Genomic DNA, 19,013 nt, shown 5'->3' on the forward strand with positions numbered 1-19,013 from the left:
CACCCGCTCCGAGGAGGTCGGCCGGGCCCGGCTGCGCAAGTACGTGGTCACCGAGAACGTGACCGAGACGGTGCCGGTCTCCCGCGAGGAGGTCCGGGTCGAGCGCGAGCCGATCACCGACGCCAACGTCGGCAACGCCCTGGACGGGCCGGCGATCTCCGAGGAGGAGCACGAGGTCACCCTGCACGCCGAGCGTCCGGTGGTGGAGAAGGAGGCCGTGCCGGTCGAGCGGGTGCGCCTGGACAAGGAGACCGTCACCGACCAGGAGCGGGTGTCGGAGGACGTCCGCAAGGAGCAGATCGAGGTCGACGGGGCCCATGAGGGCGGATCGCAGCGCTAGCTAGGGCTCCCCTGTCTGCTGCATTGACCTGGCGCTGGCCACGGCAGCCCCTGGCGACCGCGGCACGATCCCGGCCGAGTCGGTGGCTCGGCTAGTGCTGATCGATGAGCTGAGCCGGACGCTCGGTGGGCGCCATGTCGGCTCCAAGATGCGGTGCAGTCCAATTAGGCCACGACTCAAGTCCGCGGACCCTCCGACCGATGTGAAATGAGGTCGACGGCCGGCGCAAGAGTTGACGTTGCTGCGTAGCAGGCGTCGGCGACACTACTGGGGGTCAGCCATAGCCGGCTAGCAAGGCTGGGCACACCAAGGTGTCCAGTCGACGGGGTCACCTCCTCCCGTCAAGATCAAGTGCGACGCGTGGGAGGGTGAAAAAACGATCTTTTTCACGGAACACCTAGGGGCAGTTTCCCGGGGTGCCCCTATGGACGCTGGCCTACGCTATTGTGCGCTCAGGGTAAGGCCTGCTCCGTGTACGGCGGCAGGTCGTGTGCAGCGGGCATTTCGAGACATCACCTGCGGACGCTGCCCCGCCCCATATTTGGAGAGTCCAGTGGGCCATGTGAACGTCTCCGAGGCGTTGTGCGTCCCGGCTCAAGCCCCCATCCATCCATGTCTGGCGCATCGCGAAAGGCCCTCAGAGGGCACTACAGGACGATCTCCGTGGATGTCCTTAATCTTGCCGTCCCGTCGTCCGTAGCTGCAGTTGCAACGCACGCCGACCTGCCACTCACCCCTTGCGCGCGCGACAGTGCAACCTGTGACGGCCCGCCTTTGGCAGTCAGTCGGATGCGAGACTTCTTAGCTCACGACGGCAGTGACCGCTCAATTCGCGCCTGTCGGGTGGCCCTCGGCGGCGTATCCGCAGGTCAATGACGTGTAGACGAGCGCTCGCCTGAAAAGCGAGAGGTCGGCGGTTCGACCCCGCCCCTGCCCACACCATCGTCCTGCAGTCCCGCCGCACCGGCCGGGCAGACTGCCGCGGTGAACCCGCTCCCCACCACGCTGACCGCCGGCGGCACCACCGTCGGCCTGCGCCGCGCGACGGCGGACGACGTCCCCGCGCTGGTGGCGCTGCTGGCCGACGACCCGCTCGGCCGGGACCGGGAGGGCCCCGACCTGGCGCCGTACCGCCGGGCCTTCGCCGCCGTCGACGCCGACCCCGCCCAGCTGCTGCTCGCCGCCACGCACGGTCCGGACGTCGTCGGCACGGCTCAGCTCACCGAGATCCCCGGCCTGTCCCGCGGCGGGACGACGCGGCTGCAGGTCGAGGCCGTGCGGGTGCGGGCCGACCTGCGCGGGCAGGGGGTCGGCGCGGCGCTGTTCCGGTGGGCCGTCGACGAGGCCCGCCGGCGCGGCTGCGGGCTCGTCCAGCTCACCACCGACACCCGGCGCCCGGAGGCGCACCGCTTCTACGAGCGGCTCGGGTTCACCGCCTCGCACGTGGGGTTCAAGCTGCAGCTCTGAGCGGCCTCAGCCGGCGCGGTCGGCGACCACCTGGGCGTACACCTGGGCGTGCACGGCCCGGACGGCGGCCCGCTGCTCCGCTCGCCACCCCCGGTCCGCCGGCCGCGGCGCCGGCCGGGTGAGCGCGGCGGCGACGGCGCCGTCCAGCGACACCGGGTCCAGACCCCGCTCCTCGTCGTTGTCGTAGGTCACGACGTCGGCCCACTGGTCGGCGAACCACCCGCAGCTCGGCGCCACGACCCGCGTGCCCAGGTCGCGGCAGACCTCCAGGTCCGGCGAGTGGGTGCCGCAGCACTCGGGCAGGACGACGGCGTGCAGCTCCTGCAGCTGCGCGGGCCACGAGTCGGCCTTGCGCGGCAGGTACTCCAGGCTGTCCCCGGCGGCGAAGACCGGGGGCGGCTCGACGCCGTCGTCGAGGAACACCCGCAGCCGCCCGCCGCCGTTGACCGCGCCGGACAGCGCGGCGCGGACCAGTCCCGCGGGGTCGGGCACGGCAGCACACGGCGTCCGCAGGGGCAGGCCCACCAGGCCGCGTTCGGCGCCCAGCCCGGGCACCGGCTCCACGAGCGAGGGGTGGGCCACGACGATCGCCGTCCGGCCGAACCGCTCGGCGATCTCGTCGGCCGCCCCCGGGGTTAGCGTCAGCACCACCTCGGCGGTCGCCAGCAGCGCCTCCAGGTGGGCGTCGTGCCGGCGCCGGGTGGCCTGCTGGGGGTCCCGCAGCTGGTGCACGGTCAGCACCAGGGGGACGCCGGTCCGGCGGAGCGTCTCCGCCCAGCTGACCACCTCGTCCTCGGGCAGGTGCCCGTAGCCGGAGTGCAGGTGGACCACGTCGACGCCGCCGGCGTTGGCGGCGAGGTAGGCCGGGTCCAGCCAGGGGCTGGGGCCCTGGGCCGGGCCGACCCGCACGACGTCCGGCGGCCGGACGGCGTCGACGTAGGGGTCGCCGTACGGGACCGTCACCACCCGGATCCCGGCAGCTGCCGGTTGCTCGGCGGCGTTCACGTGGTGCTGCTCCTCCTGCGGCCGCACGCACTGCGACGGCAGGGGCGGAACTCCGATCAGAACTGACTGGTACCGGTGGCACTACCCACCGGTCCCCCGATCATTCCGAGCGGTGGCGCGGACCACCCGACGAGGGGTCAGGCGAAGTCGGCGGGCGTGAAGTCCCGGCGCTCGACCAGCACCAGCCAGTTCCCGGACACGTCGCGCATCACGGCCTCGACGCCGTAGGGGCGCTCCGCCGGCTCCTGCAGGAAGGTGACCCCCTTGGCCGACAGCTCCTCGTAGGTCTTCCGGCAGTCGTCGACGGCCAGCCCGAGCCCACCCATCGAGCCCTTCTCCAGCTGGCCGCGGACGAAGGCGGCGGCGTCCTCGTCCAGCGGCGGGCCGGGGGTCATGAGCGTGACCTCGAGCTCGGGCTGGCTGGGGTGGGACAGGGTGACCCAGCGGAAGCCCTCCCCCATGGTGATGTCGGTGCGGGCCTCGAAGCCGAGGACGTCGACGTAGAACTCCTTCGCCCGGTCCTGGTCGAGGCAGTAGACGGTGACCAGCGAGATGTTGGTGATCATGGCCCCGACCCTAGGGACGTCCGCCGCGGGCGGGCTTCTCCGCGATTGCTCAGCGCGCCCCCGTCGTCCCCCCGAGGTCCACCACGCCCCGCATGAACAGGAAGCAGCCGGGCACGTGCGCCGCACCCCGGGCTGCCCAGCGGTCCCGGTAGGCGACCGGCGACTCACCGGTCAGCGCGCGGAAGCGGGTGGAGAAGGAGCCCAGGCTGGCGTACCCCACGGCCATGCAGACCTCGGTCACGGTGAGGTTCGCCGAGCGGAGCAGGTCCTGGGCCCGCTCGATCCGCCGCCGGGTGAGGTAGCGGATCGGCGTCTCGCCGTAGGCGGCCTCGAAGGAGCGCACGAAGTGGTACTTCGACACCCCGGCCACCCGGGCCAGCCGGTCGAGGTCGAGGTCCTCGGCGAAGTGCCGGTCCACGTGGTCGCGCGCCCGGCGCAGGTGCACCACCAGGTCGGGGGACACCGTGGGCACCGGCCGACCCTACGAGGCGTGCCGTCCCTGCCGGGCCGCCGCGTAGGCCGGCGCCCGGAAGCGGGCCATCGGTCCGTCGGGGACCAGGCCCGGCGGGGGGTTGCGGACGGCGTCGAAGCGCAGGTCGGGGTCGACCTCGGGCACCGCGGCGAGCAGCCGCAGCCGCCCGAACGGCTGCCACGGGCCCGGTCCGCGTGCGGCGGCGAGGGTGAAGGCCAGCCGACCGGCCCGGGCCGCCGCGGCGACCGGCCCGGGCTCCGCGGTCACCCGCGGGGCGCCGGGATCGGGCAGCGCCGCCAGGAACACCGGCCCCGCCACCGTCCGGTAGCCCATGAGCGAGGAGTACGTGGCACCGGCGTCCCACCGGGGGGCCAGCACCCAGCGGGTGAGCCGGCCGCGCCCGGTGGTCGACAGCAGCAGGTCCACGGGGTCCCCCGCGTCCGCCGTCCCCGGCAGGCGGACGGCGAGGCCCAGCAGGTCCGGCAGCGGCCGGGGCAGGCCCGCTCCGCGGGACAGCCGGACCAGCGCCGGCTGCTCACCGGTGCCCGCCAGCCAGGGCACGCCCCACCCGGCCGGGCCCCCGGTGCGCTCCAGCACGGCGTCGAGCACCACCCCGCGGGGGTGCATCGGCTTGCCGCGGCGCCGGCGGGCCAGCGCCCCCAGCGGGACGGCGACGGCACGGCCGGCCGTCCGGGGGATGTCGGTCACGGGGGTCCTCCTGTCGACGGGTGCTGGCCCCATACCCCGTGCGCCGGGAGTACGTCCACCTGGAGCGATCCGCCCGTGACGGGTGTGACGGGAGCGATCGACTCGGCAGAACCTGTCCGAGTTCGCGCCGGACCTCGGTGGAGTTCCGCCACGTGACACGGACTGGTCCTCTGCCTACGTTGAGTACATGCTCACGACGCTGCTGGTGATCGCTGGTGTCCTCCTCGGACTCGTCGGCCTGCTCGCCCTCATCGTGAGCCTCAGCGCCCGCCCGGCCACCCGCCCCAGCAGCGGGTGGGTCGCCGACACCGGCCGCCGGCACCCCGACGCCTGGTCCGCGCCGGTGAACCCCACGACCTCGGAGCTGCCGACCGCCCGCTGAGGCACCCCAGGACCGCCGTCCCGGCGGCTGCGCACGGCGCGCCGCCGGGACGCGCCGCTGTCCGCGTCCGTCCGGGTGTTCCGGATCGTCCCCGTGCGCAATGCTCTCGGCACGGCGTGGTGCTCCCCCGCACGCCGAGGTCGAGCGTGGCGAGGACGACATGGCACGGTCGCACAGGTCAGGCCACCCCGACCCCAGGCTGCGCGCGGTCGGCGGACTCCTGCTGGCCCTCCCGCTGACCGGGGCGCTGCTCGCCGCGCTGCTGGGGCCCTGGGTCGTCGGGCCCGGCCTGGCCGCCCGCGCCTCGGCCACGCTGCTCTCCCCGCTGCCGGTCGAGCTGACCGACGCCACGCCGCCGGGGAACACCGTCGTCCTGGCCTCGGACGGGTCGGTGATCACGTACTTCTACCGGAACAACCGGACACCCGTGGGTGCGGACCGGATCGCCGACGTCGTGGAACAGGCGATGGTCGCCATCGAGGACGAGCGCTTCTACGAGCACAACGGCCTCGACGTGCAGGGCACGCTGCGGGCGCTGGCGCGCAACGTGAGCTCCGGGGGCGTCGAGGAGGGCGGCTCGACGATCACCCAGCAGCTGGTCAAGCAGACGCTGCTGCAGACCGCCGTCACCCCCGAGGACCGGCAGGCGGCCACGGAGCAGACGGTGGGCCGCAAGCTGCGCGAGGCGCGGCTGGCCCTGGCGCTGGAGGAGACCCACCCCAAGGAGGAGATCCTCACCCGGTACCTGAACACCGTGTACTTCGGCGAGGGCGCCTACGGCATCCAGGCCGCGGCGCAGGCCTACTTCGGCGTCGACGCCGCCGACCTCACCCTGCCGCAGGCGGCGATGCTGGCCGGTCTGGTGCAGACGCCGACGTCGGACAGCCCGCTGACCGACCCCGAGCGCGCCCGGGAGCGGCGCGACGTGGTGCTCGAGCGGATGCGGGCACTGGGGTTCATCAGCGAGGAGGAACGCACCGAGGCCGCCGCCGGCCCGGTGGAGACGAGCCCCGCCCCGGCACCGCCCAACGGCTGCGCCGGTGACGGCGTCCTCGGCGGCTTCTTCTGCGACTTCCTGCAGCAGCACCTCACCGGCACCCTCGGGATGACCCAGGAACAGCTCGAGGACGGCGGGCTGACGATCCGGACCACGCTGCGGGCCGACCTGCAGCGCTCTGCCGACGCCGCCGTGCTGGCCACCCAGCCGATGGGCGACCCGGTGGCCGCGATGTTCACCGCGGTCGAGCCGGGCACGGGCAACGTGCTCGCGATGAGCGCCAACCGGGTCTTCGGGTTCGACGCCGACGACCCCGCGCAGTCGTCGGTGAACCTCAACGTGGTCGCCAGCAAGGGCTCCGGCTCCACCTACAAGGTCTTCGTCGCCACCGCGGCCCTGGAGCGCGGCTTCCCGCCCACGCACACCATCACCACGAGCGACCCCTACACCTCGCGGGTGTACCGCAACGGGCTCGACTCGTACACGGTCGGCAACGTCGAAGGCACGTTCCCGCCGACGCTGAGCATGCACGAGGCGCTGGTCCGCTCCTCCAACACCTACTTCGTGGCCCTGGAGGACGACCTGGGCAGCGTGGAGGGGCCGGTGCGGGTGGCGCAGCGGCTGGGCCTGACCTCCCTCGACCCGGTGGCCGACACCGTGATCGCGCAGAACCGCGGCTCGTTCACGCTGGGCCCGGAGGCGACCAGCCCGCTCGCCCTGGCCGGCGCCTACTCCACGCTCGCCGCCAACGGCACCCGGTGCACCCCGGTCCCGGTCGTGGAGGTGCTCGACCGCGACGGGCGGCCGCTGACCCGTGCGGACGGCAGCCCCCTCGGCATCGGCGCCGGGTGCACGCCGGAGGTGGTGTCGCCGCAGATCGCCACGACCGTCAACCAGATGATGGTCGGCGGCTCGTCGCTGCCCTACGGCACGGGCCGGCGGGCCGCCATCCCCGGTCACCAGATCGCCACCAAGACCGGCACCGCGCAGGACCGCGCGTCGGTGTCGTTCGTCGGCTCCACGCCGCGCTACACCGCCAGCGTCATGCTGTTCAACCCGACGGCGAACGTGGACGTCGGCGGGTTCGGCGGCAGCCGCGGCGGCCAGATCTGGCACGACGCGTTCCTGCCGGTCCTGTCGGCCGAGGCGCCGGTCCCCTTCCCGCCGCCGGGCATCCCGCTCCCGCCCCTGCCAGGAGGATGAGGTGCGGCCCCGTCCAGGGCACCGCCCCGAGCTCGCGAGGGGTGGGGAGGACGGGGTCCTTGATCATCCGGTCATCAGCTCCGCGGCGCGCTCGCCGATCGCCACCGCGGTCGCCGCGGGCCCGCGCGAGGTCACCGTGGGCATCACCGAGGTGTCGACCACCCGCAGCCCCTCGACCCCGCGGACGCGCAGGTGCTGGTCGACCACGGCGCCGGGATCCGAGTCCGGTCCCATCCGCGCCGTCCCGGCCAGGTGGACGGCGGTGGCCAGCGAGCGCCGGACCCAGCGGTCCAGCTCGCGGTCGGAGGCCAGGACGTCGTCGGGCAGCCCGGTCCGCTCGGCGACCAGCGGGGCCATCGCCGCCGTCCGCAGCAGCTCGGCCGCCAGCCGCACCCCCTCCCGCATCCGCCGCCGGTCGGAGTCGGTGGACAGGTACCGGTACTCCAGGCGCGGCTGCACGCCCGGGTCCGGACCGGTCAGGGTGAGCCGGCCGCGGCTGTCCTCCCGCTGCAGCGCGACGCCGAGGAACAGGTCGTCGCGGCGCCGGGCGGTGTCGAGCAGCCGGTGCAGGGAGGCGCCCCGGAGCGCCCGGAGCGTGGCCCGTGGCCGGCGCAGCACCCGGGCGGCGCCCGCCGACGTCCGGGGCGCCACGACCCGGCTGAACGGCTTGAGCCAGGGCAGCACCTCGAGGTCACCGGGCACCGCCGACCCGTCGGCGGTGGCGTTGAGGACCCCGTGCAGCGGGTGCAGGTCGCGCGGCATCGGCAGCCGCCGGGCCGGCCGCCAGGTGACGTAGACGTCGGGGTGGTCGGTGTAGTCCGCGCCCACGCCGGGGACGTCGGCCACCACGTCCAGACCCAGCGCGCGCAGGTCGTCGGCCGGGCCGATGCCCGACAGCAGCAGCAGCTGCGGTGACCCGACGGCACCGGCGGACAGCACCACCTCGTGCGCGCGGACGACGCCGTCCGCCGTCTCGACGCCCACCGCGCGCCCGCCCTCGACCAGCACCCGGCGCACGTGCACGCCGCCGCGCACGGTCAGCCCCGGGTGGCCGCGGCGCGGGGAGAGGTAGGCCATGGCCGTGTTCACCCGCACCCCACCGGCCACGTTGAGCGGGACCGGCCCCCAGCCGGGCGGCCCGCCGGCGTTCTTGTCCGGCTCGTCGGGGGCACCGAGCTCCGCGGCGGCGGCGCCGAGCGCGTCGGCCAGCGGGTGCCCGGGCCGTGGGCGCCGCACCGGCACCGGCCCGTCGGCGCCGTGGCCGGGCCGGTCGCCGTACTCGCGGTCGGCCTCCAGCCGGACGAACGCCGGCAGGACGGCGTCGTAGGACCACAGGTCGTTGCCGGCGGCGGCCCAGCCGTCGAGGTCCGCGCGGGTGCCGCGGACGAAGTAGCCGCCGTTGAGCGCGCTCGACCCGCCGGCCACCCGCCCCCGCGGCACCGGGAAGGTCAACTCCTCGGTGAGCACCCCGGTGAGGTCCCAGTTCGCCGGGTGCCCGGGGACGGCGGCGGCCATCCGGGCGGCGTCGCGCAGGTCGGCCGGGAAGTGCACGTGGTCCGCGCCGGCCTCCAGCAGCAGCACCCGCCGTCCGGCGTCGGCCAACCGCGCCGCCAGCGGGGCGCCGGACGTGCCGGCCCCCACCACGACGACGTCCTCCTCCGGGGTCACGGCGCGAGCGCCGCCGCGCGCCGCCGGTCCCGCTCGCCGGCCGCAGCCCGGTCGACCGGCACCGTCACGGCAGGGCCACCCGGTCGCCCTCGAGCACCACGTGGCCCTCCGCGGCCAGCTTGGCCAGCGTCGCGCGCGTCGACTGGGCCGCCGCCGGCCACACCTCCCGCGGCACCTCGGCGTAGACGTCGGCCACCAGCTGGTCCACGGTCCCGGCGCCCCGCACCATCGCCGCGAGCAGCTGCTGCTCGCGGAACGCCCGGTGGGCCAGGTAGAAGTCCAGCACCGCGCCCGGGTCCTCGGTCAGCTCCGGGCCGTGCCCGCAGTACAGCGCGCTGGGGCCCAGGTCGTGCACCCGGCGCAGCGACGCCAGGTAGGCCAGCACGTCGCCCTCCGGGTGGGTCACCACCGAGGTGCCGCGGCCCAGCACGTGGTCACCGACGAGCACCGCGCCGGACTCCAGCCGGAAGGCCAGGTGGTCGGCGGTGTGCCCGGGCGTGGGCACGACGCCGAGCGTGGTCCCGGCCAGCACCAGCCGCTCCTCCGGCTCGAGCACCCGCCCCTCCGGCCCGGCGACGCGGGCGTCGGCGGCCGCCACCTGCGCACCGAGCCGGGCGCCCCACGGCGCTGCCGCCTCGGCGTGGTCGCCGTGGTGGTGGGTGACCAGCACGGCGACGCAGCGGGCGTCCCGCGCCGCCAGCGCCGCCTCGACCGCGGCCAGGTGCGCCGGGTCGTCCGGTCCCGGGTCGACCAGCACGGCCTGGCCGCTGCCGGGGGCGCCGACCAGGTAGGTGTTGGTGCCGTCCAGCGTCATCGGCGAGGGGTTGGGCGCCAGCACCCGGGTGACGAGCGGCTCGAGGTCCGCCGTCCGTGGCATCGCCCCCGCGGCCGGGAGGTCCCAGGTGGCGCGGGGGTCGACCGGGGTTGTCACGTCGGGTACGGTAGCCGCGCCCGGGCCCGGCGGCGCGCGGCAACTACCGTCGGTCCCATGCGCTCCCCCGCTCCGCTGCTCCGCTCGGCCGTCGCCGGCGCCGCCGCCGTCGTCCTGCTCACCGCCTGCGGTGGGTCCGGGGACGACGAGCCGGCCGCCGCGTCGAGCACGTCGGCCCCGGCGGCCTCGTCGTCCGCCCCGTCCGGCGGGACGGCGGCACCCGACCCCGCCGCCGAGGAGTTCTGCGGCCAGATCTCCACCGCGTTCACCGACCTGGAGACCACGCTGAGCGCGAGCGGCCCCGAGGAGATGGCCGCCCGGCTGCCCGAGGTGGTCACCCGGCTGGAGCAGGTGGAGGCCCCGGCCGACATCTCCGGTGACTGGAACGCGCTCCTCGACGGGCTGCGCCGGCTCGCGGAGACGGCGTCGACCCTCGACCTGGGCACGCCCGAGGGCCAGGAGGCCTACACCACGGCCGAGGCCGAGATCGGCCAGGACCTGGGCCCGGCGCAGTCCGCGCTCTCGGGGTACGTGGTGGCCAACTGCGGCCTCACCCCGGCGTCCCCGACGAGCTGACGTACAGCGACCCGCGTCGCGCTCGTGACCCCGCCGACCGGATCGTCCCGCGGGCCGGTCCGGTGCCGTCCTCGAGGACGAGGTCGGACCGGTGCACGAGACCGGTGACGGCCCGGCACCGGCTCGGGACCATGGCGGCACGACCGCGACACCCGACCGAGAGCGAGGTCACCATGACCGCCACGACGACCACCTCGGCACGCTGGCCCCGCGCTCTGCTCCCGTGGAGCTGGCTGGCCTCGGCCGCCGCGGTCGGCGTGCTGGGCTACCTGCTGTTCGCCGTCTCGGACTGGCCGCACGAGCGCACCGCCGGGGGGCTGCTGCTGGGCGTCGCCGTCCTGGGCCTCGTCGCGTCGGCTCTCACCCGGCGGGACGTCGCGGACCCGCGCCGGTCGTCGCTGGTCGCCAGCGCCACCGTGGCGGTGGGCGGGCTGGCCGCCGCCCTCGTCGCGGCGGCGGGGCCGGCGGGCGCCGGGGACCTGTGGCTCGTCGGCGGTGTGCCCCTCGCCTGCGCCGGCGTCACGGCCCTGCTGGCCCTGGTCGCCCGTCGCTGAGCACCTGCCGGACGACGACGGCCCGGCAACCCCGGAGAGGGTGCCGAGCCGTCGTGCCGTCCGGGAGCCCGCAGGCCCCCTGCAGGGTCCCGCCCCGAGCTCGCGAGGAGTGCCGAGGACGGGGTCCTCCGATCAGCAGCCGCTGATGGACGCGCCCCGGGCCCGCATCCACGGCACCGGGTCGACCTGGCCGCCGTACATCGCCCCGCCGGGGTGCACCTCGAAGTGCAGGTGCGGGCCGGTGGACTGGCCGCGGTTGCCGACCTCGGCGATCAGCTCGCCGGCGACGACCCGCTCGCCGGCGCGGACGAAGTACTCGTTGACGTGCCCGTAGACGGTGACCGCGCCGTCGTCCCCGCGGATGTAGACGGCGTAGCCGAAGCCGGTGGCGGTCCCGGCCCGCGCGACGACACCGGAGTGGGCGGCGTAGATCGGCGTCCCGATCGGGGCGGCGATGTCCACGCCACCGTGCAGAGCGCCCCAGCGCCAGCCGTAGCAGCTGGAGGTGCGGCCCGAGGTCGGCTTGACGTAGGGGCCCGAGCCGCCGGAGCTGCCGGCGCTGGTGGAGCCGCTGCTGCTCGACCCGGAGCCCTGGCTGCGGGCGGCGGCGCGGGCCGCGGCGGCCGCGGCAGCTGCCTCCTCCTCGGCCCGGCGGGCGGCTGCGGCGGCGGCGGCCTCCTCGGCGGCCTTCTGCTGCTGCCAGGCCTGGAAGGCGTCGCGGGCGCCCTGCAGGCGCAGCAGCTCGATCTCGGCGGCCTGCAGCTGCCGGTCGTAGCCGGCCTTCTCCGCGGCGACCCGGTCGTAGGCGGCGCGCTGGGCGGCCAGCTGCTGGTCAGCGGTGGCCTTGGCGGCGGACGCGGCGGCCTCGGCCTCGGCGGTCCGGTCACGGGCGGCGCGGGCCGCGGAGTCGGCGTTGGCCTGCTTGACCTGGGCGACCTCCAGCTGGCCGAGGACGTCGAGCTGGTTGGCCGAGACGTACTCGAGCATCGCGGCCCGCTCGATCAGCTCGGCCGGCCCGTCGGCGTCGAGCAGGGCCGCGGCGGTGGAGAGGGTGTTGCCGCTCATGTAGCTGTCGCGGGAGAAGCCGGCGATGCGGCCGAGGGACGCCTCCACGGCCGCGGTGGCGGCTGCCAGCTCCAGCGCCGTCCGCTCGGCCTCGGCCTGCGCCTGGAGGAGGGCCTCCTCCGCGGCGAGGTAGGCCGCGCCGGCGGCCTCGGCCTGGACGGCGTAGCCCTCGAGCTGAGACTGGGCCTGCGCGACGAGGGCGGCGATCCGGCCGACCTCGGCGGCGGCGGCGTCCTGGGCGGACTGCGCCTGCCCGATCTGCTCGTCGGTGGGGTTGGGCGGCGGCTCGGGAGCGGCGCTCGCGGGAGCCGCCCCGGTCAGCACCACGGTCCCGGCGACGACGCCGGCCAGCAGGCTGCGCACCACGCCGGGGCGCGTCCGCGAGCGGTGCACCGGGACCGCGGGGGTCCCGGTCGTGCGCCGGCGAGGACGGCTCTGCAGCATGTCGCTCCCTGGGGAAGAGGGGTGCGGAGGGGCTGACGCAGCGTGACAGGGTCACGCCAGGCTCGGAAGTCACCACGCGGCACGGCTGTCACTCCGGGCGCACGGGGCACTCGCCCCACTCCTGTCCCTCCTCTTGTCGTCACCCGCAGGGGTGACCTTGAGGGCTGGCCGCGTCCTTTCTCGGGCTGAGGTCTCTGCAGCTCGCCGGCGAACTCGTCGAGGTCGGCGCCCCCGGCCGTCAACGGGGTCAGCCCGTCCACGCCGACCTCGCGCTCCGGTGCAGCCGTGGTGCGGTGTCCTCCCGGGAGGGCGGCGCGCCGGTGTCCGGCCCCAGGACCATGCCCGCCTGCGTCCCGCACCGGGCGTCCCGGGCACCCGGTCGTGCGAGCCGCGTCGTCCTAGGCTCGCTGTCGTGGACGTACTCGGCTCCGGTCACGAACAGGTCGTCTTCTGCTCCGACCCGGCCTCCGGGCTGCGGGCGGTCATCGCCATCCACTCCACGGCGCTGGGGCCGGCGCTCGGGGGGACCCGCTTCCACCCGTACGCGAGCGAGGAGGCCGCGGTCGCCGACGCGCTCGCGCTGTCGCGCGCGATGTCCTACAAGAACAGCCTGGCGGGCCTGGACCTGGGCGGTGGCAAGGCCGTCATCATCGGCGACCCGCACACCGACAAGACCGAGGCGCTGCTGCGCGCCTACGGCCGCTTCGTCGAGTCCCTGGGCGGGCGCTACCTGACCGCCTGCGACGTGGGCACCTACAACGCCGACCTCGACGTCGTCGCCCGGGAGACCCGCTTCGCGCACGGCCGGTCGCTGGCGTACGGCGGCTGCGGGGACTCCTCGGTGCTCACCGCGTACGGCGTGTTCCAGGGGATGCGCGCGGCCGCGCAGCACCGCTGGGGCAAGCCGTCGCTGGCCGGGCGCACCGTCGGCGTCGCGGGGGTCGGCAAGGTCGGCAGCTGGCTGGTCGACCGGCTGGTGGAGGACGGCGCCGACGTGGTGGTCACCGACGTCGACGCGGGCGCGGTGGAGCGGGTGCTGGCCCGCCACCCCGCCGTCGACTCCGTCGCCGACACCGCGACGCTGGTCCGGACCCCCACCGACGTCTACGCCCCCTGCGCGCTCGGCCGCGCGCTGGACGACGAGACGGTGGCGGTGCTGGAGGCCGAGATCGTCTGCGGCGGGGCCAACAACCAGCTCGCGCACGAGGGGATCGCCGCCGAGCTCATGCGCCGGGGCGTCCTCTACGCACCGGACTACCTGGTCAACGCCGGCGGGGTGATCCAGGTCGAGGACGAGCGGCACGGGTTCTCCTTCGACCGCGCCGAGGCCCGGGCAGCCGGCATCTTCGACGTCGCGCTGCGGGTCTTCCGGGCCGCGGACGCCGACGGCGTCTCCCCCGCCGTGGCCGCCGACCGGCTGGCCGAGGAGCGCATGGCGTCGGTCGGCCGGCTGGCCACCATCCGGCTCCCGCGCTGAACGCGGGGTGCGGGACGGCGGGTCGCGGACCGGGGTCGGGACCCCGGTCGGGCGACAGCGGGGGGAGACCCGTGCCGGTCGCCGATCCGTGTCGTAAGCTCGGTCGAGACAGAGACACTCAGTCGGGGTCGCCACGCGGGCCGTCCAGCCCGGAGCTGGGCTCCCGTACTCCGTAACGAGGGGGTCGAGCCGATGGGGCGCGGCCGAGCGAAGGCCAAGCAGACACGCGTGGCCCGTGAGCTCAAGTACAGCTCACCGAACACCGACCTCTCCGCGCTGCAGCGCGAGCTGGCCGGTTCACCGTCGTCGTACAGCGCGCCGTCCCGCGCGAGCACGGACGACGACGAGGACGACGAGTACGCCGACCGCTGGGCGGACGACGACTCGGACGACGACTGGGCCACCAGTCGGTGACGAGCGCCTGACCGGCGCGGGCTGACACGACGCGACACCGCGGCTCCCTCCGGGGGCTGCGGTGTCGTCGTGCCCGCCGGCGCCCGGCACCCCGGACGCCACCGGGTCAGCGGTGGCTGCCGACCAGTCGCGCCGCGTCCGCGCCGGTCCGGGCGCCCACGGTGCCGATGACCCAGGCAGGGACGCCGCGCTCGCCGAGAGCGGTGACCACGTCGCCGGCGACGTCCGGGGCGACGGCGGCGACCATGCCGACGCCGCAGTTGAACGCCCGCTCGGACTCCGTGCGCGGCACGCCGTGCTCCTCGAGCAGCGCGACCGCGGCCGGCAGCGCCCAGGTGCCGCGGTCCAGCACGGCCTCCAGCCCGTCGGGGACGACGCGGGCGATGTTGCCGGCCAGCCCTCCGCCGGTGATGTGCGCGTAGGCGTGCACCCCCTCGACGCCGAAGCGCTGCACCAGCGCCAGGCAGTCCAGCGCGTAGATGCGGGTCGGCTCGAGCAGCACCTCGCCCAGCGGGCGGTCCAGCCCGGCGGGCGTGGCGGTCAGGTCCAGCCCGGCGGCTGCGACGACCCGGCGGACCAGCGAGTAGCCGTTGGAGTGGAAGCCGCTCGAGGCCATCGCGACGACGACGTCGCCGTCCCGGACCCGCTCGGGCCCCAGGACCGCGTCGGCCTCCACGACGCCCACGGCGGTGGCGGCCAGGTCGTAGTCGTCGGGGGCCATGAGGTCGCCGTGCTCGGCGGTCTCCCCGCCGACCAGCGCGGCGCCGGCCTGCGTGCACCCGGTCGCGATGCCGGTGACGATCGCGGCGATCCGCTCGGGGACGACGCGCCCGCAGGCGACGTAGTCCTGCAGGAACAGCGGCTCCGCCCCGCAGGCGACCAGGTCGTCGACGACCATGGCGACCAGGTCGATGCCGACGGTGTCGTGCCGGTCGAGCTGGCGGGCCAGGGCGATCTTGGTGCCGACGCCGTCGGTGGAGGAGGCCAGCAGCGGCTTCCGGTACTTCGCCGTGTCGAGGGCGAAGAGCCCGGCGAAGCCGCCGAGACCGCCGACGACCTCCGGGCGGTTGGTGCGCTCGACCGCCGTCCGCATGAGGGTGACGGCCCGTTCGCCGGCGTCGATGTCGACGCCGGCGGCGGCGTAGGTGAAGTCGGTGCTCACGGCTCGACTCCGCCCTCGTTCCGCTCCGCGGTCGCCGGCGCTCCCTGCGGTGCTCGCTCGGGCGTCGCTCCCGCGATCGCTCACGGGCGGGTCAGGGCGTCGTCCGCACCGCCGGGCACGGCGGCGCTGCCGGCCTGCTGCCCGGTCCAGCCGGTGACGGCGCGCCGCTCGATGCCCTCGAGCAGGTGCTTGCCGAGCAGCTCGCTCTCCGCGAGCGGGATCGGGTACTCGCCGGTGAAGCAGGCGGTGCACAGCCGGTTGACCGGCTGCTCGGTCGCCGCGATCAGCCCCTGCTCGGAGACGTAGCCGAGCGAGTCGGCGTTGATCGAGGCCCGCACGCCGTCGATGTCGAGACCGTTGGCGATCAGCTCGGCGCGGCTGGCGAAGTCGATGCCGTAGAAGCACGGCCACTTGACCGGCGGCGAGGAGATCCGGACGTGCACCTCGAGCGCGCCGGACTCGCGCAGCATGCGGATCAGCGCGCGCTGCGTGTTGCCGCGCACGATCGAGTCGTCGACGACGACCAGCCGCTTGCCGCGGATGACGTCGCGCAGCGGGTTGAGCTTGAGCCGGATGCCCAGCTGCCGGATGGTCTGGCTGGGCTGGATGAAGGTCCGCCCGACGTAGGAGTTCTTCACCAGGCCGATGCCGTAGGGGATGCCGGAGGCCTCGGCGTAGCCGACGGCGGCCGGGGTGCCCGACTCCGGCACGGAGATCACCAGGTCGGCGTCGGCCGGGTGCTCCTTGGCCAGCCGGCGGCCGATCTCCACGCGGGCGGCGTGCACGCCGCGGCCGCTGATCGTGGTGTCCGGCCGGGCCAGGTACACGTACTCGAACACGCAGCCCTTGGGCTGGGCCGGGGCGAAGTGCTGGCTGCGCAACCCGTCCTCGTCGATGGCGATGAGCTCGCCGGGCTCGACCTCGCGCACGACGGAGGCGCCGACGATGTCGAGGGCCGCTGTCTCGCTGGCGACCACCCAGCCGCGCTCCAGCCGCCCCAGCACCAGCGGCCGCACACCCTGCGGGTCACGGGCGGCGTAGAGGGTGTGCTCGTCCATGAAGGTGAAGCTGAAGGCGCCGCGCAGCTGCGGCAGCACCTCCATCGCGGCGGCCTCGACCGACAGGTCCGGCCGGGCGGCGATCAGCGCCGTCACCAGGTCGGAGTCGGTGGTGGAGGTGAAGGCGCCCGGCACACCGGCGTCGGCGGCACGGCTGGCCAGCTCGGCGGTGTTCACCAGGTTCCCGTTGTGACACAGCGCCAGCCCGGTGCCGGCCTCCGTCGTCCGGAAGGTCGGCTGGGCGTTCTCCCAGGTGGAGGCGCCGGTCGTGGAGTAGCGGGTGTGCCCGACGGCGAGGTGGCCGCGCAGGCTGCCCAGGGTGGCCTCGTCGAAGACCTGGCTGACCAGCCCCAGGTCCTTGTAGACGACCACCGAGGCGCCGTCGGAGACGGCGATGCCCGCCGCCTCCTGGCCGCGGTGCTGCAGGGCGTAGAGACCGAAGTAGGTCAGCTTGGCGACCTCCTCCCCCGGTGCCCAGACACCGAAGACGCCGCAGGCGTCCTGGGGTCCGGGGGACTGGGGGTCGAGGTCGTGCGTCAGCCGTCCGTCACCGCGAGGCACCGTTCGAGGGTACCGGCGAGGACGCCGCTCCTCCGGGTCGGTGGGGTGAGTGCGGACACCCCCCCGGCCGGTCCGCGCAGTCCAGCAGCGCGCCCGGGACGGGTCGTGGCCGGGCGGAACCCCGGGCCGGACCGGCGCGTTGGCTGCCCGTCGCCCGCGCCGCTCAGGAGGTCCGTCCGTGTCCCTCGTCCTCGACGCACTCCCGACCCCGACCGCCCAGGCCGAGCGGCTGGTGGCGCTCGGCGTGCACGACGTCGCCGGCCTCTCCCCCGCCGAGCTGCGCGACGCGGCAGCGGGCGCCGGCGACGCCCTGCTGGTCGTCTCACCCGAGCTCGCGCCGGTGTCCGCGCTGGCGCCGCTGCTGCGGCACCACGGGCGGCCGGGCTTCGTCGTCCCGGACATGACCGACGTCGACGACTTCGGCCCGCGGGACGACGTCCCCGTCCCGGACGGGCCGGCCTACCTGGTCGAGGACCTGCAGCGCGGCGACGAGATGGCGAACTGGAGCCCCGACGAGGCGCTGCCGGCGATCACCGCTGCGGGGCGCACGCCGCTCACCCTCGCCGAGGGCGTGCACTGGCTGCTCCAGTGCCCCGGGGTCCTGGAGCGGAACCGGTGCTTCATGACCATCGGGTCGCGGCTGCGCCGGCCCAGCGGCGCCCTGGACGCCCGCACCCCGGCCCTGTGGATCAGCAACGGGACCGGCCGCGACGGCCGCGAGCGCCGGGACGCACCCAAGGTCGGCTGGTGCTGGGCCGGCAACCGGCACACGTGGCTGGGCTTCGCGTCGGCCCGGCGACGGGTGCCGGTCGCCGGACCGCTCACCTCACGTGACTGATCTCCGCCGAGACCGTCGTGTCGTCGCCGTGACCGGTCCTCACGATGGTGTCGCCGTGCAGCGTCAGCAGCCGCGACCGGATCGAGTTCAGGATCGTCGGCTTGTCGCTGTAGGAGCGCCCGGTGGCGCCGGGGCCGCCGTGGAACAGGGTGTCGCCGGTGAAGACGGTGGCCAGGCCGGGCGCGTGCAGGCAGGTGCTGCCCGGTGAGTGGCCGGGGGTGTGCAGCGCGGTCAGCGTGGTGCCGGCGACGGAGAACCGGGTGCCCTCGCCCAGCGCCTCGTCGGGTTCGACCCCGGGGTGGACGACGTCCCACAGCATCCGGTCGGCCGGGTGGAACCAGATCGGCGCCCCGGTGGCCTCGCGCAGAGCCACCGCGGCGGTGATGTGGTCGTTGTGCCCGTGGGTCAGCACGATCGCGGTCACCCGGCGGCCGCCGACCGCGTCGAGGATCGGGGCGGCGTCGTGCGGGGCGTCGATGACGAGCACCTCGTCGTCGTCGCCCACCAGCCAGACGTTGTTGTCGACGTCGAAGTCCTGCCCGTCGAGGCTGAAGACTCCGGAGACGACGGCCTTGTCGATGCGGGCCGTCACGTGAAGACCACCACCGAGCGCAGGACGTCGCCGTGGTGCATCTTCTCGAAGGCCGACTCGACGTCGTCGATGCCGATCGTCTCGCTGACGAAGTCCTCCAGCGGGAAGCGGCCCTGCCGGTAGAGGTCGACCAGCATCGGGAAGTCCCGGCTGGGCAGGCAGTCGCCGTACCAGGAGGACTTGACCGCCCCGCCGCGGCCGAAGACCTCGATCAGCGGCAGGGTGATGGTCATGTCCGGGGTCGGGACGCCGACCAGGACGACGCGGCCGGCCAGGTCGCGGGCGTAGAAGGCCTGCTCGAACACCGCCGGGTGGCCGACCGCGTCGATCGCGACGTCCACCCCGAAGCCGCCGGTGGCGGCCTTGATCGCCTCGACCGCGTCGGTGCCCTTGCTGTTGACGGTGTGGGTGGCGCCGAACGTCCGCGCCCACTCCAGCTTCCGGTCGTCGATGTCCACGGCGATGATCGTGGTCGCGCCGGCCAGCTTCGCGCCGGCGATCGCGGCGTCCCCGACACCGCCGCAGCCGAACAC

The 19,013-nt window shown here is 75.2% G+C and carries 20 protein-coding genes and 1 tRNA gene; 10 read left to right on the forward strand and 11 right to left on the reverse strand.

Annotated elements, in window-relative coordinates; translation table 11 throughout:
- The 3 genes from BMW27_RS22620 to BMW27_RS22630 form a co-directional block, all read left to right on the forward strand.
- Positions 1–340 (forward strand): YsnF/AvaK domain-containing protein (locus tag BMW27_RS22620; RefSeq protein ID WP_139206979.1); only part of this gene is annotated, 340 nt, incomplete at its 5' end.
- An 866-nt stretch (positions 341–1,206) separates the two neighbouring features.
- Positions 1,207–1,277, forward strand: a tRNA-Phe gene (locus tag BMW27_RS22625).
- A 47-nt stretch (positions 1,278–1,324) separates the two neighbouring features.
- Complete coding sequence (locus tag BMW27_RS22630; RefSeq protein WP_245743813.1) at positions 1,325–1,807, forward strand: GNAT family N-acetyltransferase; 483 nt, start codon at positions 1,325–1,327, stop codon at positions 1,805–1,807.
- A 6-nt stretch (positions 1,808–1,813) separates the two neighbouring features.
- Here BMW27_RS22630 and BMW27_RS22635 read toward each other — a convergent pair whose 3' ends face one another.
- The 4 genes from BMW27_RS22635 to BMW27_RS22650 form a co-directional block, all read right to left on the reverse strand.
- Complete coding sequence (locus BMW27_RS22635; protein WP_091448754.1) at positions 1,814–2,812, reverse strand: glycosyltransferase family 4 protein; 999 nt, start codon at positions 2,810–2,812, stop codon at positions 1,814–1,816.
- 137 nt (positions 2,813–2,949) lie between these two features.
- Complete coding sequence (locus tag BMW27_RS22640; protein WP_091448719.1) at positions 2,950–3,378, reverse strand: VOC family protein; 429 nt, start codon at positions 3,376–3,378, stop codon at positions 2,950–2,952.
- A gap of 49 nt (positions 3,379–3,427) precedes the next feature.
- Entirely contained in the window at positions 3,428–3,850 is a 423-nt protein-coding gene (locus BMW27_RS22645; RefSeq protein ID WP_217638248.1) for a helix-turn-helix domain-containing protein, read from the reverse strand.
- Positions 3,851–3,859: 9 nt separating this feature from the next.
- Positions 3,860–4,558 carry a phosphodiesterase gene (locus tag BMW27_RS22650; RefSeq protein ID WP_091448723.1) on the reverse strand — a complete coding sequence of 233 codons (699 nt, stop codon included), beginning with the start codon at positions 4,556–4,558 and terminating at the stop codon, positions 3,860–3,862.
- Between the two features lie 187 nt (positions 4,559–4,745).
- Between BMW27_RS22650 and BMW27_RS22655 the strand changes: the two genes are divergently transcribed.
- Both BMW27_RS22655 and BMW27_RS22660 read left to right on the forward strand, forming a co-directional pair.
- The gene (locus BMW27_RS22655) at positions 4,746–4,940 is read left to right on the forward strand and encodes a hypothetical protein (protein WP_091448725.1); all 195 of its coding nucleotides are present in this window, start codon (positions 4,746–4,748) and stop codon (positions 4,938–4,940) included.
- Between the two features lie 160 nt (positions 4,941–5,100).
- Positions 5,101–7,140: a transglycosylase domain-containing protein gene (locus tag BMW27_RS22660; RefSeq protein ID WP_091448726.1), complete on the forward strand. Its 2,040-nt coding sequence runs from the start codon at positions 5,101–5,103 to the stop codon at positions 7,138–7,140.
- A gap of 63 nt (positions 7,141–7,203) precedes the next feature.
- Here BMW27_RS22660 and mftG read toward each other — a convergent pair whose 3' ends face one another.
- Both mftG and BMW27_RS22670 read right to left on the reverse strand, forming a co-directional pair.
- Positions 7,204–8,808: a mycofactocin dehydrogenase MftG gene (gene mftG / locus BMW27_RS22665; RefSeq protein WP_091448728.1), complete on the reverse strand. Its 1,605-nt coding sequence runs from the start codon at positions 8,806–8,808 to the stop codon at positions 7,204–7,206.
- Between the two features lie 64 nt (positions 8,809–8,872).
- Positions 8,873–9,739: an MBL fold metallo-hydrolase gene (locus tag BMW27_RS22670; RefSeq protein WP_091448730.1), complete on the reverse strand. Its 867-nt coding sequence runs from the start codon at positions 9,737–9,739 to the stop codon at positions 8,873–8,875.
- Positions 9,740–9,796: 57 nt separating this feature from the next.
- Between BMW27_RS22670 and BMW27_RS22675 the strand changes: the two genes are divergently transcribed.
- Both BMW27_RS22675 and BMW27_RS22680 read left to right on the forward strand, forming a co-directional pair.
- On the forward strand, positions 9,797–10,315 hold the full coding sequence (locus BMW27_RS22675) for a hypothetical protein (protein ID WP_091448732.1): 519 nt from the start codon (positions 9,797–9,799) through the stop codon (positions 10,313–10,315).
- 173 nt (positions 10,316–10,488) lie between these two features.
- Positions 10,489–10,869, forward strand: a complete 381-nt coding sequence (locus BMW27_RS22680; RefSeq protein ID WP_139206980.1) for a hypothetical protein — start codon at positions 10,489–10,491, stop codon at positions 10,867–10,869.
- 132 nt (positions 10,870–11,001) lie between these two features.
- On the opposite strand, the gene BMW27_RS22685 is transcribed toward BMW27_RS22680, so the two are convergent.
- Positions 11,002–12,378: a M23 family metallopeptidase gene (locus tag BMW27_RS22685; protein ID WP_091448737.1), complete on the reverse strand. Its 1,377-nt coding sequence runs from the start codon at positions 12,376–12,378 to the stop codon at positions 11,002–11,004.
- 412 nt (positions 12,379–12,790) lie between these two features.
- Here BMW27_RS22685 and BMW27_RS22690 point away from each other — a divergent pair, with 412 nt between their 5' ends.
- Both BMW27_RS22690 and BMW27_RS22695 read left to right on the forward strand, forming a co-directional pair.
- Positions 12,791–13,855, forward strand: a complete 1,065-nt coding sequence (locus BMW27_RS22690) for a Glu/Leu/Phe/Val family dehydrogenase (protein ID WP_091448739.1) — start codon at positions 12,791–12,793, stop codon at positions 13,853–13,855.
- A gap of 192 nt (positions 13,856–14,047) precedes the next feature.
- On the forward strand, positions 14,048–14,269 hold the full coding sequence (locus tag BMW27_RS22695; RefSeq protein ID WP_091448741.1) for a DUF3073 domain-containing protein: 222 nt from the start codon (positions 14,048–14,050) through the stop codon (positions 14,267–14,269).
- 106 nt (positions 14,270–14,375) lie between these two features.
- On the opposite strand, the gene purM is transcribed toward BMW27_RS22695, so the two are convergent.
- Both purM and purF read right to left on the reverse strand, forming a co-directional pair.
- The gene (gene purM / locus BMW27_RS22700; RefSeq protein ID WP_091448743.1) at positions 14,376–15,431 is read right to left on the reverse strand and encodes a phosphoribosylformylglycinamidine cyclo-ligase; all 1,056 of its coding nucleotides are present in this window, start codon (positions 15,429–15,431) and stop codon (positions 14,376–14,378) included.
- A gap of 80 nt (positions 15,432–15,511) precedes the next feature.
- On the reverse strand, positions 15,512–17,050 hold the full coding sequence (gene purF, locus BMW27_RS22705) for an amidophosphoribosyltransferase (protein WP_091448746.1): 1,539 nt from the start codon (positions 17,048–17,050) through the stop codon (positions 15,512–15,514).
- Between the two features lie 178 nt (positions 17,051–17,228).
- On the opposite strand from purF, the gene BMW27_RS22710 reads away from it, so the two are divergent.
- A complete protein-coding gene (locus tag BMW27_RS22710) occupies positions 17,229–17,888 on the forward strand; it encodes a DUF5701 family protein (RefSeq protein ID WP_091448747.1) in 660 nt (219 codons plus the stop codon).
- Here the strand turns inward: BMW27_RS22710 and BMW27_RS22715 are convergent.
- The gene (locus tag BMW27_RS22715) at positions 17,872–18,480 is read right to left on the reverse strand and encodes an MBL fold metallo-hydrolase (RefSeq protein WP_091448749.1); all 609 of its coding nucleotides are present in this window, start codon (positions 18,478–18,480) and stop codon (positions 17,872–17,874) included. The genes BMW27_RS22710 and BMW27_RS22715 overlap by 17 nt on opposite strands.
- Positions 18,477–19,013 (reverse strand): zinc-binding dehydrogenase (locus BMW27_RS22720; RefSeq protein WP_139206981.1); only part of this gene is annotated, 537 nt, incomplete at its 5' end. The genes BMW27_RS22715 and BMW27_RS22720, both read right to left, overlap by 4 nt.

Source organism: Geodermatophilus poikilotrophus, assembly GCF_900111455.1.
Taxonomy (GTDB): Bacteria; Actinomycetota; Actinomycetes; order Mycobacteriales; family Geodermatophilaceae; genus Geodermatophilus; species Geodermatophilus poikilotrophus.

What these genes read in the sequence shown, in the direction of transcription:
- BMW27_RS22640 (WP_091448719.1), bottom strand. Translation starts at nt 3,378, where the DNA reads ATGATCACCAACATCTCGCTGGTCACCGTCTACTGCCTCGACCAGGAC.
- BMW27_RS22675 (WP_091448732.1), top strand. Translation starts at nt 9,797, where the DNA reads ATGCGCTCCCCCGCTCCGCTGCTCCGCTCGGCCGTCGCCGGCGCCGCC.
- BMW27_RS22680 (WP_139206980.1), top strand. Translation starts at nt 10,489, where the DNA reads ATGACCGCCACGACGACCACCTCGGCACGCTGGCCCCGCGCTCTGCTC.
- BMW27_RS22695 (WP_091448741.1), top strand. Translation starts at nt 14,048, where the DNA reads ATGGGGCGCGGCCGAGCGAAGGCCAAGCAGACACGCGTGGCCCGTGAG.
- BMW27_RS22660 (WP_091448726.1), top strand. Translation starts at nt 5,101, where the DNA reads ATGGCACGGTCGCACAGGTCAGGCCACCCCGACCCCAGGCTGCGCGCG.
- BMW27_RS22655 (WP_091448725.1), top strand. Translation starts at nt 4,746, where the DNA reads ATGCTCACGACGCTGCTGGTGATCGCTGGTGTCCTCCTCGGACTCGTC.
- BMW27_RS22685 (WP_091448737.1), bottom strand. Translation starts at nt 12,378, where the DNA reads ATGCTGCAGAGCCGTCCTCGCCGGCGCACGACCGGGACCCCCGCGGTC.